Raw genomic sequence first — 13,165 nt, forward strand, 5'->3', positions numbered from 1 at the left:
CACAGGCCTATATGAACAACAATGATGTCACAAGCACCGAAGTTGAGCAGGTAGAAACCACTCAGCCTGATCAAACAGTTCCATCCAAGACCGATGTCTACGATCAAATGAGGAGTTCCGACGCGTCCATGAATGATCAAATGCAAAACATGCCGATAAATACTCAGATGCAAAATATGCCTATGAACACTCAAATGAATGACCAGATGAATAGTTCCCAACACACGCAAGGAATGACTGGAACGAATAAACCGAACAAACCGAACAATTCTAACGCTTCTCAACAGCCAGCCCAAAAATCAAGCGGCAACAATATGATGGGATCCATGGGAAGATAAGTCCTAAGAAGTGGCATAAATGGAAAAAGAAAAGTAGTGGCTGAGGAAATCTAATCCTCAACCACTACTTTTATCTCTATAGGAAGCTGGACGATGAATTCAGTCTCTTGTCCGACTTTACTCTGTACGCCGATCGTGCCTTGATGGAGGTCCGTAATCTGGCGGACCAGCGCCAGACCAATTCCGGTTCCCCCTGTCTCACGGGTCCGAGATTTGTCAGCACGGTAAAAACGCTCGAATATTAAAGGCAGGTCGTCTTCTGAGATGACTATACCTGTGTTTCTAATCTTAATTACGGCAAAATCCGGTGTTTTTGTAAGCATCGGCTATTACTTCGGAAACCGTTGGCATTCTTATGCCTTCAAATGTCTGTCTCTGGGATGATCTTTGTCTTGTAACATTTATTCACATTTTCGCAAAACAATTTCATAGTTTGGTAAATGCCATTTAATATGCCTCCAGTATAATTGGCTTCGAGAGGAGGAGTAGTTCAAATCTCCAGGGAGGAGGCGATAATCTATGCAAATTCTATAAAATGATTTAATGTTAGAAATTTACGAAGGTAGAATTGTGTTTTCTTGCGCTGAAACAACGAGAGTGTTCCTAAATCTTATTAAGCCAAGGAGGAAAGATTTATGTTTATAACAAAAGATAAATTAGCAAAGATTGCCTTAGGTTCTATGATGACATCAGTTATGACTTTCGCGACATTAATGCCTGTCAGTGCTCATGAATTACAGCCCAATGCAGACAGGAATGCCAGTATGTCCATGCAAAGGGGAGTTCAGGAGGGCCTATTACCCTTATCCAACTTAGGTATTCTGGATAAAGCTGCAGCGCAGATTATCCCCCTGATGGGTGGACAAGTCGCCATATCTGACGGCGATGAACAAGTGGCAAACAGCGAAACTGCTACTACCACAACGGACCATGGCCAGGTGATAAATTGCGGAACTACCACTCCAGTGGACGAAGAGGAAGCGGTAGAAAATGAAACCGCTGCGCCAGTGGAGGAAGAGGAAGCGGTAGAAAATGAAGCTGCTGCTCCTACGGACGAAGGACAAACGGTGAATAGAATGTACGCTAAGCTCCTCACCTCTTACGATAAATTGCTGAGCATTTACGACCATCTGTTAAGTATTTTTGGAACAGCTTTCACCCACTAATCGGATTACCATAATAACGATCTACCAATTCTTAACACCTAGCTAGCACAGGAAGTATATTCCTAGTGCCAAAGGGTTGACATATTCTTAACTAACAACTTATAATAATGATAGAGGTTGTCAGTCGTTCCGACTAAATAGTTAAAGACGCGCTGAGTTCAGCACAAGTGGAAACGGGGGACCCATCATTTTGGGGTGAATCCGGCTTTTGCCGGTAGGGCTGTCTCTTTAGCCCGAATCTGTCAGCTAACTTCGGAAGCGCTTCCCAGAGAGAAAAAATCTTCTGTAAAGGGTCCTACGTCTAGTTCAACGTGGGACCCTTTACGCATTATTGAGAGAAGGACAAACTATAAACCTCCGGAACGGTCTAGTGACGACTTACCAACCTCGCCTGACTCTTTTGAGATGAACCCCTTAAACGTCAATTATCCTTTCGTACAACTAATTGGAGATATTATGGAAGTTACAAAGGAGGTAACAAAAATTGAAGGAAATTAAATTTAGAGTTTGGGACAAGGTTAGGCAGAAAATATTTAAGCCACAAGCTATAACATTTGATACACAAACTCTGGTTCCATTTGCCGTAAGTGTGCCCGGTCGTTCGTGGGAACCAGCCGGAAAATTTGAATTGCTACAGTGGACCGGTTTGCATGATGCCAATGGAACTGATGTCTATGAAGGTGATTTTATTAAAATTTCATCTGCAATTTACAAAGTGATTTGGAATAAATCAACAGCGAGTTTCGACCTTGTTGAACCAGGAAGCTCTTTAAATCGAAATATCAGTGATGTTGGGATTGGTGATATAGTAGGAAATCAGTATCAAAATGCTGATCTCCTCCGGTAATAGCTCCGTGATAGTAAATGCCAATATAACCAGAATTATAGGCAATTAGTACAATTCAGAGGAAAGATCGGTACCATCCCATCAAATACATAGATGGAAAAGGATACCGCTGAGGGAGGGAGAAATGGCGTATTGTGGTAAAGTTTTGATAGTTGACGACGACCAAAACGTATTGGAACTGGTCACGTTATATGGTGAAAGGGAAGGTTTTAAAGTCATCGGGGTAAGCAACGGTGACTTGGTTCTAGCCGCATTCGATCGGGAAAATCCTGATGTGGTAATACTGGATATCATGCTTCCGGGTCAGGACGGGCTTACTCTATGTCGCAATTTAAGGGCGGTACGCATGGTTCCCATAATCATGCTTACAGCCAAGGGAGAGGAAGCAGATCGTGTTTTAGGACTGGAAATGGGAGCCGATGACTACGTTTCCAAACCTTTCAGTCCCCGGGAACTGGTAGCCAGAATCAAAGCGCTACTGCGCCGTACCCAACCTGTGGATGCAGCGACGAATTGGAAATTGAAATATCCCGGGCTGGAAATCTTCGCCGATTCCAGGACAGTTTTGATTGATAGTCAAGAAATAGAAGTCACTCCCAGAGAATACGATTTGCTCTATTACCTGGCCCAGAATCCTCGCCGGGTTTTCAGCAGAGAGGAGCTGCTGGCGGCTGTCTGGGGATATGATTTCTTCGGTGATGAGCGTACGATAGATGTCCACATTCGCAGGCTGAGGACCAAGCTGGCACCTTTGCCGTTTGAATACTTGACAACTGTATGGGGTGTGGGATACCAATTTACACCTCCTGCCAAAGGGGGAGAGACCACGCCGTGAATACTTATCTACAGCAGGGCAGGGAAAAACTTCAGTTGGTAATCCGTGCCCTACGTCGGTTCTGGCTTATTAGTAAACGCTTACTACAGGAACAATTCAACAAAAATCTTTACACAAGGATTTTGTTTACCAATATAACGGCCTTTGTTATCGCTCTGATTGGCCTGATGATATTTTCCAGCTTTGTGGTAAAGCAGGTAAGCTATGATCAGGTCCAACAGGAATTGTTACGTGAGGCCAAACGAGTAAACTTTGCCTTACTCCAGCAGACGGACAGCGCGTGGAGTATTCCACCTGACAAGCGAACAAGCACTCAGGTCCAGGCACAACAGGACTTCTTGAAATATCTGGCTGATATCTTTGACGCTAAGATTACGATCTTTGACATGGAAGGAAAGATTACGGCCACCTCGGCAGAGCAGGAAATGGTGCCCGGTAGCAAGATAGAAGAAAAATACATCGATATACTCAAAAAAAGTCCAATTGCGACGACCCAGACAGTGGATACTGATACCGATCAGCCCATCTTTGCTGCAGTTGTGCCCATGGGGAACAACAAGGATGCCATTAAAAACGGTATCCTGCTGGAAAAGAAATCATTTAATCTCGACCTTGCTTTAAGCAAAATGCGTTTGTACATGATTATCGGGGGAATGGTCATCCTGCTGATTATTATTTTCATTTCCGTTTACCTGGCTATGTACATTTCCAGGCCAATTTCCCGTTTGACTACCACAGTGGCAGAGATCAGCAGAGGGAGTTATGTGTTGAGCGATAAGGACCAGCCTCTGGATGAAATCAACGACCTCGGCGGCCAGCTTAACAAATTGGCGGAAAGACTGCAGAAGGTACAGACCGAAAGTCGCAGGATGGAAGAAGAAAGAGCCCGTTTATTTGCGGAGATATCGCATGAGTTACGTACCCCGCTGACTGCTGTGCAAGGCTTTGTCGAGGCCATCCGCGATGGTATTGTGCAAGATGAGGCAATACAGGAGAGGTATTTAGACACGATTTACACGCAAACGGTTCATATCAGCAGGCTGATAGATGACATCTTGGAATTAAGCCGTCTGGAAAGCGGCAATCTAACGGTTGAAAAACTACCTGTAGACTTGAACGCCTTGGCCCACGGTGTGGCCATGTCCATGGAGCCTCTGGCCAAGCGCACGAATACCTCGATCCTGTTGGACCAAAAAACAGAAAAAGCCATCGTGCTCGGGGACGCTGACCGGATGGAACAGGTTATCAGGAATCTACTGAAGAATGCGACCAGGGCTACTGAGAACGGCACCATCAAGGTTGGCGTAGAGACCCGACAAGGTAAAGTGGAACTGTGCATTGAGGATAATGGTATTGGCATATCGCCCGAGGATTTGCCGCACATTTGGAAAAGGTTTTACCGGATCAAGAATCAACGTGCTGATCACATGCAGGAAAAAGGGAGTGGTCTGGGGCTGGTAATTGTGAAAAAACTGGTTCAGTTACAAGGCGGCAACATAGATGTGGCAAGCCAGTTAGGGAAGGGGACAACTTTTTACATAAGCTTTCCATCTTTTGATATATCCTATCGGACTAAACACAAGTTATTAGGGAGTTGATAGCATTGACTTGTCCCTTGTGCGGTGCGCACGACACTGGCCGGATCGGCCGCAAACGTTACTATTGTCACGAGTGCTGTCTCGAATGGACAAAGGACAGTGGTGAGCTGAAAATTTATCGCATTGATCCAGACGGGACAGTTTGCCAGCTGAAAGGCGATCAGGTTCTTGAAACTGCGGTTCGCCATAGTCAGAGGTTAAGATTCGTTTATTTGTGAACTATGCCAACGGTTATCGACTATTGTTCGAAAGCCGTTGGTGTTTTTATGTCTCTGTCTGTCTCAGGATCGCTTTGTTGTAACATTCATTAACATTTACGAAATAAATTTTCAAGGTTTGGTAAAAGCTGCTTAATATTTCTCAGGTATTATTAGCTTCGAAAGGAAGGATGGTCTGTCGTCGATGTTCCCGGTTTGGTGGCAACTTTAATTGCTTTCTGGCCATACTTCGAGATTCAAAGGATTATAGTTTAAATGGGGTTGATGTAGGAAAAGATTAATGACAAGTTTTATCTTTATCGGTAATCCTATTGGGAATGACAGTTGCGATTACATGTTTTAGTTAGGTATTGATATAAACAGTGTTACTTAAGCTTCGACCTAGGCAGAAAAGTGCACTGAAGTAATGGAGGCGGTCTTTTAGTGGCTGAATACATCCTAATTGTGAATGACGAATGTACCATCAGGAATATGTTACAAGAATTTTTAGGTGAATCGGGCTACAGAACTAAAAGTGCAGCCGACGGGCGGGAATGCTTAAAGATTGCCGGATTTGCGGAAAAACCTTCTCTAATCCTGTTGGATTACCAGCTGCCCGAGATGACAGGAATTGAAATGTTAACAATGCTTAAAAAGTATAGTGCTACCTGGGAAATCCCGGTCATTATGCTCAGTGGCAAAGAAAACATTGAAGACATCGCCAAGAGTCACGGTGCCCATGTGGTGTTGAAGAAACCTTTGGATTTGAGCGCCTTAATGGAAGCAATTCATAATGTGATTACTCCTGGTTAATCCCAGTTCTTTGCCAACTCTGGCCAGCCGGCTGTTCACTTGCCACCAATTTAACCCCCTTAAACTTTGGCTTACTCACGTATTTAATATATAGCTTTGCTCAAGACCAATCCGTCTCAGACAGATGGTCTTTTTCTTTGAGCCCGGTTTCAAATGACATCTGACTATCACAGGTGAAAGAGGAGGAAGCTATGCTTGATAAGTTAAAATCTTTATTCATAAGTTTACGTTCTTCAGTACATAAAAGACTAGACCGCCTCAAGACTTCAAAGTTTTGGCAAAACCCTAAATTTAGGCGACGGTTTGCCCTTACTGCACTGCTCGGATTTCTGTTAGCCACCGGAGGAATCGCTTTCTGGGTTGCTTCCCTGGACGTAAGCAAACTGGAGAGCCCACTTGCTCATCCAACCTTCATCTATGACCAAAAAGGGAATAAGGTTTCCCAGCTTTCCTCTTCCAAAATTGAGCCAGTTTCCATTGATAAGGTACCGCTCCAAATGCGTGAGGCAATAATCGCTGTCGAAGACCGTCGTTTCTATGAACATAAAGGTGTTGATGTCTGGTCAATCCTGCGGGCCTTGGCCCATGACCTCAAATCAGGGGATTTTTCAGAGGGGGGAAGCACAATAACCCAACAATTAGCTAAAAATCTCTTTCTGCCTTCTGATAAGACACTTAGGCGAAAATTTAAGGAAGCGGCTTATGCCTTAAAGATCGAATTGACCTTAACCAAGAATCAGATTCTTGAGTCTTATCTGAATCATATTTACTTTGGCGAAGGTCGTTGGGGAATTCAAAATGCCGCCCGTTTTTATTTTGGCAAAAACGTTCAAGACCTCAGCCTGGAAGAAGCAGCCCTGCTCGCCAGCCTTCCGAAAGCTCCCAGCATTTACTCTCCTTTGAAAAGCAAAGATAAGGCTTTGGAGCGCCGCAATTTAGTACTATCCTTAATGAAAGAACAAACTTATATCTCAGAGTCTGAATACCTAAAGGCTAAGGCCCAACCGATTAACTTGAAAAAGGGCCCGGACGGGGAACTCTCCGGCAAGTATGCTCCCTATGTGGATTACGTCATCGAAGAGGCTATCTCCCGCTATGGTTTTACGGAAGATCAAATCCTGGGTAGCGGACTGCAAATTTATACTCAGATGGACCAAGCTGTTCAAAAAGCTGCTGAAGATGTGTATCATGACAACCGTTTTTTCCCTCCCGGTAAGTCTGATCAGATCGTGCAAAGCGGTATTGCGATCATCGATCAACATAACGGTGGAATTCGGGGGCTTGTCGGTTACCGGGGAGAAAGTTTGTTCCGGGGGTTTGACCATGCCACCCAACTTAAACGTCAGCCGGGTTCCTCCTTTAAACCCTTGTCAGTCTATGGTCCGGCTCTGGAAAAAGGATATATCCCTTATTCAATTCTATATGACGGCCCGCTTAATTTAAACGGCTATAAACCTACGGACTGGGATTACCAAACCCGGGGCTATGTCACAATGCAGGAAGCCCTTCAGAATTCTTGGAATATCCCTGCAGTCTGGCTCCTGAATGAAATCGGTCTGGATACCGGTATGGCATTTGCCCAGCGGGCCGGGGTTCCTCTCACTAAAGAGGACCGAACTTTGAGCCTGGCCCTTGGGGGACTTTCTACCGGGGTATCTCCCTTGCAAATGGCTCAAGCCTACAGCGGCTTTGCGAATTTGGGCGTGATGAACAAAGCTTATGCGATTACGAAGATTACAACATTTGACGGATATGTTCTGACCCAGGCGAAACCGGAAGCGGTTAAAATCACAGATCAAAGCACCGCCTATACCATGACATTTCTGTTAAAAAATGTCGTTGACAACGGGACCGGCAAAAATGCTGCTTTCGGTCGCCCAACAGCCGGGAAAACCGGCTCCGTAGAGCTTCCACATACAAAAGAATTTGCCGGTATCAAAGGGGTTAAAGATGTCTGGTTCGTCGGTTACACTCCAGAGCTTACCGCTGCTATTTGGATGGGATATGACAAAACTGACCGGGAGCACTATCTTACGATCTCTGGAGGATCAGGGCCGGCTGTTGTGTTCCGGGAAGTCCTCTCCCGGGCTTTGAGTAACAAACCCGTCGTTCCATTTAAAATACCCTCAAATTACTGGCTTAACTCTGGAAAAATGTATCCATCTTTCACTGATGAAAAGGACGATAAAAAACCGGATAGAAACAATGAATCTTTAAACAATTTTGGTATTGACCCTAACTTTTTTAATAGTTGGCTTAACCCTGGAGAAACGGATAAATTTCCATCGAAAGGAAAGGGTAAGAAAAGATAATATTCTATACGTATTATGGGAAATATAAGGAAAAGTAAGCATATCATTTTGAAGAAACGGATGTGAATTCATGTCACATGATAAGGGCTGTCTTCAGGTAAAAAGCGCCGTTTATTACATTCTTGGTGTTTTAGAAGTCTTATTGGCATTTAGATTCATGTTTAAGCTCTTAGCTGCGAATCCGCAGAACGGGTTTGTATCGCTGATATATTCTATCACTAATGCCTTTTTAGATCCTTTCTTGGGTATATTCAGAACCGAGACAGTTAGAATGGATAACATAAAGGGCATTTTAGAGCCGGCGTCGATTGTAGGGATGATGGTTTTCGCGGTGATTGCCTGGGGAATTGTTGAGTTAATAGAAGTCTTTAGGCGTAACAAATAAGAGGGTAGCAGACACCTTTATGAAGAGAGGAAAACAGATAATGCTTGAGAAACCATGAAAATATTCAGAAATTTTTATTACCGTTATTTAAGGCCAAAAAACAAAAAGCCGGTCCACCCGGAACAATTCAAAGATCACAAGCTGCTGGGCAAGCTCCAAGAAAATATAACAATCATCAGCCGCTTTTTTGTCCGGTAGCAGCATAATTATGCAAAACCTGACAGCAGCGGGAAGGGATACCTGGATATCGGTTGCTTTAGCTGTTCCTGTTTACACTTTTCCTTTTCAGGTTGTTTCGCTGGTGCTGATACTAATTTTAGCTTCCATACCCACGGTTAAAAATTGAGAATGAGAATGGACTGGTCGAAATTGACCAGCCCTCTTTTTGTGTGAATAGCTAGCAAGAACTTCTTTCTCAAAAATGGAGAAATCTTTTTCACATGCCCATGTTAAGAGACCATTGACCGGATATCTGGCTTCCACCCAAGGTATTTTTGAAGTACCCGTTAGTATTAACATTAACAGGTATTAGAACATTTTGCTGTAGTTGGAGAACATTTTGGAGAGATGGTTTTGGGCTGGAAGGTTTTTGGGGTGTTGGTTGCTGAGGAGCGCTTTGACTGGATTCCAGTTGTTGAGGAGCCAATTGTTGGATATTGGTGTCCAATGGTTGGCTATGAATGTTTTGACCGACATTCATCTCCATAGCAGCTGAGTTTCCATTAGCACCAGTATGTGTAACTGCAGTTTGAGAGTCGGCATTCATCTCTACAGCCATCGTATCAGGTTTGAGCGATGCAGCAACTTTTTCTTGGAAGTCTGTTGAAGTGGCAGCACTTATAATACCTACTGTCCCAACTATTAAGCCAAGTGATAATGAACTAACCAAAAGAGTGTTCTTAATTATTTTCACAAAAATCATCCTCTCTTAAATTATAAATACAGCTTTTGATAAAAATTGAAACAAAAAATAACGTTTTTTGGATTTTGTCTATAAATTTTTCACCACCCCCATATTCATCCAGTTGTTCGTTTAGGTTAAGTACTTTTTGAGGGGTAGGCACTTCATTTAAATCCAATAATATATTAATTCGTTGTAACATGATGTCTAAAAATAGTTATATAATTTTTTATTCTACCCCTCGAAAAGTTCTTGATTTTACGAATGAACTGATAAGCGGAGTGATAAAAGTGCAAGAAAAGGTTTTAAAAGATACTTTAATATCAGCTAAAAGTGGTAATAGGCAAGCTCGTGAGGAACTCATAAGATCTCACAAACAATTTATAGTTAAGGTAAGCTCTAAAGTATGTAACAGGTTCTTGACCTGGGATAACGATGATGAGCTAAGCATTGCACTTATAGCTTTTAATGAAGCAATAGATAACTTTAACCCTCAGGAAGGGTCTTCTTTTCACAGTTTCGTGCAAATGGTAATCCGCAGAAGGTTAATTGATTACTTTCGCAAAGAAGGAAAACATCAACATTTATCCCTCTCCCCAATGGATCCGGAGGGTGAGGAAATGAGCCGTTATGATCTTGACGTTTCCCAAGAACAATATCAAGCAAAAGAGAACATAGAGGTCTTGGCGGAAGTGGTGGAAAATTATGTCCGTATGCTAGGTGAGTATGGGGTTACCTTAGATGATTTGGTCAAAGTGTCTCCCAAACATAGGGATAGCAGGGAAACCCTAATAAGGGTAACTTTATCCTTAAGTGATAACCCCAGTCTGATGACCCATCTTAAAAAACTCAAACTATTACCGATTAAAGAACTGGGATTATTGACCGGAGTAAAACGCAAAGTATTGGAGAAGGGCCGGAAATATCTGATTGCCTTGGCACTCATCCTATCTGAACCAGAATTTTATCCGTTAAGAACTTTCACCAAGATTCCAGCACAACTTAGGGAGTAGGTGTAGGACAATGGAACAAACCAAAGGCATCGTAATGCGAACCTCAAAAAAAATCACTGTCATTTACACAGAAAAAGGCGACTTTTTCGAGATTCCTACTCCAAAAGAATTACCTCTAGTAGGACAGAAGATTGAAGTTAATCTCAAGCCCAATAGTTTATCCCAATTCAAAAATTTCGCCTTAAAATATGCATCAGCCGCAGCGGTTTTATTACTAGTTCTGAGTATAAGCGTTTTTTATTTATTATACATTCCTAATATGGCGGTAGCCGCAGTCGCTCTAGATATTAATCAAGGAATAGAATTATTAATAAACAGAGAAGGCAAAGTTATTAATGCACAAAATGTAAATGGTGCTTCAACTATTTTAGAAGGATTGTCTGTTAAAGGAATGGATGTCTATCAAGCGGTTGATTTAATCCTGGAAAATGTCCATAACAAAGGAACTCTGAACAAAACACAAAACCTGGTTTTAGCCAGAGTGGTTCCACTCAACAGCCGGGGTGACCAAATTATCGATACCGAAAAACTCCGGAACACCATCCGGGATGAATTGCTTCGCCGAAACCTTTACGGAATTGTGGTTGTGGGTAAAGCCGACGAGGAAATCCAACTGGAAGCCCGGAAACATGGGATGACCATTAACAGTTATTTGATTTACGAACGCTCTCAGCAAAAAGGTGTGGATATCCAACCGGATACACTTCGTAATGATGTGCAAAAAGCTCTCAATGATGCGAAAATTAGTGTCCCCAGCCTCTTTCCTGAAGAAAACTTAGAGGTAATACAAAACCGACAAGGGAACTATTCGGATTCTTATAGTGAAAATGCCCCAAGTAAAACCAGTCCTATAGATGAGCACGGGCAACCTTCAAACGTAGAATCGAACTTATCATCAGGTACCGCTTCCGGTAGTTCGCGAGAATCCGGTCCTTCCGGCAGTTCTTCTTTATTAGATCAACTTCCAGAAACAAATATTCAAAATCAGTTAGGTATAACCTCCGGTATTAATGTGCCGGGCAGTAAGTAAATTGCAACAGCCCGGGGTTAACCCCCATAGGATTCAGCAAATTCTATTACCATCTCCTTTATCAAGGTAGAGCCTACTCCTCTAACTTTTGCTGTATGCGAGTTTTTCATAGCCATTTGGAGCTTATCAGGATAATTGCTCGAACTCCATTCCACTAAAAGAAACAGGTTCTTAGTTGTACTGCGGTAAATTCTTTCGTATTTTTATATGTAATTTCCATATCTCCACTCCCTCAATCTTTAAGATTCAATTCTATTTTTATCTTAAAGATGACCCTGATTTAAACCAAACGCTCTGTTTATATGATGTATCCGCACTCCCCAAATGCGGAATTAGATTAAACTATATAATTGTCGAGAAAATAGCACTCTATCCTTACCGGGTCCGTCGTAATTTGTGTTTATCAAAATCCCATTAACTAGGGAACCACCTTCTGCAATTTGGAATCCCATACTAGTGTGAAAACATATCGAACCCTTGTTAACAGGAGAGGTAATACTTCGAACGATACTACAGCCTTTTGTTGCCACTTTGTCAAAGAAAGACTCGTACAATTTCCGCCCCAGCCCCTGTTTTCTATAATCCGGATGAACCCCAACAAAATGAATATAGGCTTCATTCGAGTAGCTTTGAGATACAAAACCAATTAGGAAAGCAACTATCTTACCATCTGTCTCGATAATGAAACTTGTATCCTTGAAGTGTGTAAAAAACAATTTGGGGAGCATATCCGTCATTTGACGACCAGCCCACCATTCGTCGACTACAGAAATTATTGGTATGAAGTCCGATTCATCTAACGACCTTATAATCAAGATCAAAACTTCCTCCCTTTAAAATATGAAATTAAATATATCTTCTGGACTCAAATGTTTCTTCCTCTGAGTAGAGTACAACCCCTAAAAACATTTATCTAAAAATCATACTCCGATATGTGGATATGTGGACTCTACTCTTCGAAGAGTTTCAGTAAATAACGACCTCTATTTTCTAAAAATCCTTTGGTAATCTGATAATGAGAGGTATCTTCGTATGTTGTTTGAGAAACCGGTGAAGTATCGAAATCAAGAATCTGTGCATCTGGATAAGCCAGAATAATTGGAGAATGAGTTGCAATAATAAACTGGGATTGACCCTCTTGTTCTAATTCCCTTAGGATCCTCAACAAGGTGAGTTGGCGAGCTGGTGAAAGAGCCGCCTCGGGTTCATCTAAAAGGTAAATTCCTTGTTTTCCAAACCTATTGGTGAATAGTGACAGAAATGATTCTCCATGAGATTGTTTATGTAGTGATTTTCCTCCATAAGACTTATAAGCTTCTGGACCAAGACTATCAATATGAGATGCAAAATTGTAGAGGCTTTCCGCCCTTAGAAAAAAACCATTCGTAATTTTCGGGGCCCAGGAAAGCCTTATAAAATCACCTAACGCTGATTCAGAGGAAGGGACTTCATAATAGTTATTCCTTCCTCCACCAGCTGTGTTGAAATCACTTTTATAGGCAATGGCTTCAAGGAGTGTTGATTTTCCCGAGCCATTCTCGCCAACGAAAAATGTCACGTTGCTGTTAAACTCTATCGTTTCCAATCCATTGAACGCAGCTATGGAGAATGGATAGACCTTGTGACCAGAATTGTTAAGAGAAGACCCTGAAAATGTTTGTCATTACGATGCTAGGTATTGGGCAAAAAATATAAAAAAAGAACTAAGATTTTAGTCATTTTGATTTTGA

The 13,165-nt window shown here is 42.3% G+C and carries 14 protein-coding genes, 2 pseudogenes and 1 riboswitch; of the genes and pseudogenes, 11 read left to right on the forward strand and 5 right to left on the reverse strand.

Annotation, left to right across the window (positions count from 1 at the left end):
- Positions 1-338, forward strand: a 338-nt coding sequence (locus tag JL57_RS20405; protein ID WP_034143817.1) for a hypothetical protein, incomplete at its 5' end; no start/stop codon positions are given.
- 50 nt (positions 339-388) lie between these two features.
- Here the strand turns inward: JL57_RS20405 and JL57_RS20410 are convergent.
- Positions 389-658 (reverse strand): annotated as a pseudogene (locus JL57_RS20410) (sensor histidine kinase); the annotation flags it as partial.
- Positions 659-973: 315 nt separating this feature from the next.
- Between JL57_RS20410 and JL57_RS20415 the strand changes: the two are divergent.
- From JL57_RS20415 to JL57_RS35030, 8 genes are all read left to right on the forward strand, one after another.
- The gene (locus JL57_RS20415) at positions 974-1,504 is read left to right on the forward strand and encodes a hypothetical protein (protein ID WP_034143819.1); all 531 of its coding nucleotides are present in this window, start codon (positions 974-976) and stop codon (positions 1,502-1,504) included.
- A 140-nt stretch (positions 1,505-1,644) separates the two neighbouring features.
- Positions 1,645-1,782, forward strand: a riboswitch (cyclic di-AMP (ydaO/yuaA leader).
- 206 nt (positions 1,783-1,988) lie between these two features.
- Complete coding sequence (locus JL57_RS20425) at positions 1,989-2,351, forward strand: YopX family protein (RefSeq protein WP_034143821.1); 363 nt, start codon at positions 1,989-1,991, stop codon at positions 2,349-2,351.
- A gap of 124 nt (positions 2,352-2,475) precedes the next feature.
- Positions 2,476-3,186, forward strand: coding sequence for a response regulator transcription factor (locus JL57_RS20430; RefSeq protein ID WP_034143822.1), 711 nt, complete (start codon positions 2,476-2,478; stop codon positions 3,184-3,186).
- Positions 3,183-4,784 carry a HAMP domain-containing sensor histidine kinase gene (locus tag JL57_RS20435; RefSeq protein ID WP_045691039.1) on the forward strand — a complete coding sequence of 534 codons (1,602 nt, stop codon included), beginning with the start codon at positions 3,183-3,185 and terminating at the stop codon, positions 4,782-4,784. The genes JL57_RS20430 and JL57_RS20435 overlap by 4 nt, the downstream gene beginning before the upstream one ends.
- A gap of 641 nt (positions 4,785-5,425) precedes the next feature.
- Positions 5,426-5,794 carry a response regulator gene (locus JL57_RS20440; RefSeq protein WP_034143823.1) on the forward strand — a complete coding sequence of 123 codons (369 nt, stop codon included), beginning with the start codon at positions 5,426-5,428 and terminating at the stop codon, positions 5,792-5,794.
- Between the two features lie 191 nt (positions 5,795-5,985).
- Positions 5,986-8,106, forward strand: a complete 2,121-nt coding sequence (locus JL57_RS20445; RefSeq protein ID WP_045691038.1) for a transglycosylase domain-containing protein — start codon at positions 5,986-5,988, stop codon at positions 8,104-8,106.
- A gap of 70 nt (positions 8,107-8,176) precedes the next feature.
- Positions 8,177-8,491, forward strand: a complete 315-nt coding sequence (locus JL57_RS20450; protein ID WP_034143824.1) for a YggT family protein — start codon at positions 8,177-8,179, stop codon at positions 8,489-8,491.
- 44 nt (positions 8,492-8,535) lie between these two features.
- The gene (locus tag JL57_RS35030) at positions 8,536-8,697 is read left to right on the forward strand and encodes a hypothetical protein (protein WP_291300345.1); all 162 of its coding nucleotides are present in this window, start codon (positions 8,536-8,538) and stop codon (positions 8,695-8,697) included.
- A gap of 230 nt (positions 8,698-8,927) precedes the next feature.
- On the opposite strand, the gene JL57_RS35035 is transcribed toward JL57_RS35030, so the two are convergent.
- Positions 8,928-9,404, reverse strand: coding sequence for a hypothetical protein (locus tag JL57_RS35035; protein ID WP_291300346.1), 477 nt, complete (start codon positions 9,402-9,404; stop codon positions 8,928-8,930).
- Positions 9,391-9,570: a hypothetical protein gene (locus JL57_RS20460; protein WP_291300347.1), complete on the reverse strand. Its 180-nt coding sequence runs from the start codon at positions 9,568-9,570 to the stop codon at positions 9,391-9,393. The genes JL57_RS35035 and JL57_RS20460 overlap by 14 nt, the downstream gene beginning before the upstream one ends.
- A 112-nt stretch (positions 9,571-9,682) precedes the next feature.
- On the opposite strand from JL57_RS20460, the gene sigI reads away from it, so the two are divergent.
- The gene (sigI, locus tag JL57_RS20465) at positions 9,683-10,405 is read left to right on the forward strand and encodes an RNA polymerase sigma-I factor (protein WP_034143826.1); all 723 of its coding nucleotides are present in this window, start codon (positions 9,683-9,685) and stop codon (positions 10,403-10,405) included.
- 10 nt (positions 10,406-10,415) lie between these two features.
- A complete protein-coding gene (locus JL57_RS20470) occupies positions 10,416-11,435 on the forward strand; it encodes an anti-sigma factor domain-containing protein (RefSeq protein WP_291300348.1) in 1,020 nt (339 codons plus the stop codon).
- A 332-nt stretch (positions 11,436-11,767) separates the two neighbouring features.
- Here the strand turns inward: JL57_RS20470 and JL57_RS20475 are convergent, their stop codons facing one another.
- Positions 11,768-12,256, reverse strand: a complete 489-nt coding sequence (locus JL57_RS20475) for a GNAT family N-acetyltransferase (protein WP_291300349.1) — start codon at positions 12,254-12,256, stop codon at positions 11,768-11,770.
- A gap of 128 nt (positions 12,257-12,384) precedes the next feature.
- Positions 12,385-13,050: pseudogene (locus JL57_RS20480) on the reverse strand (AAA family ATPase); the annotation flags it as partial.
- Between the last annotated feature and the right edge of the window lie 115 nt (positions 13,051-13,165).

The sequence above is a fragment of the Desulfosporosinus sp. BICA1-9 genome (assembly GCF_000802135.1).

Excerpts from the sequence above, each read along its gene's own strand:
- JL57_RS20415 (WP_034143819.1), top strand. The coding sequence starts at position 974 with ATGTTTATAACAAAAGATAAATTAGCAAAGATTGCCTTAGGTTCTATG.
- JL57_RS20430 (WP_034143822.1), top strand. The coding sequence starts at position 2,476 with ATGGCGTATTGTGGTAAAGTTTTGATAGTTGACGACGACCAAAACGTA.
- JL57_RS20445 (WP_045691038.1), top strand. The coding sequence starts at position 5,986 with ATGCTTGATAAGTTAAAATCTTTATTCATAAGTTTACGTTCTTCAGTA.
- JL57_RS20450 (WP_034143824.1), top strand. The coding sequence starts at position 8,177 with ATGTCACATGATAAGGGCTGTCTTCAGGTAAAAAGCGCCGTTTATTAC.
- JL57_RS20470 (WP_291300348.1), top strand. The coding sequence starts at position 10,416 with ATGGAACAAACCAAAGGCATCGTAATGCGAACCTCAAAAAAAATCACT.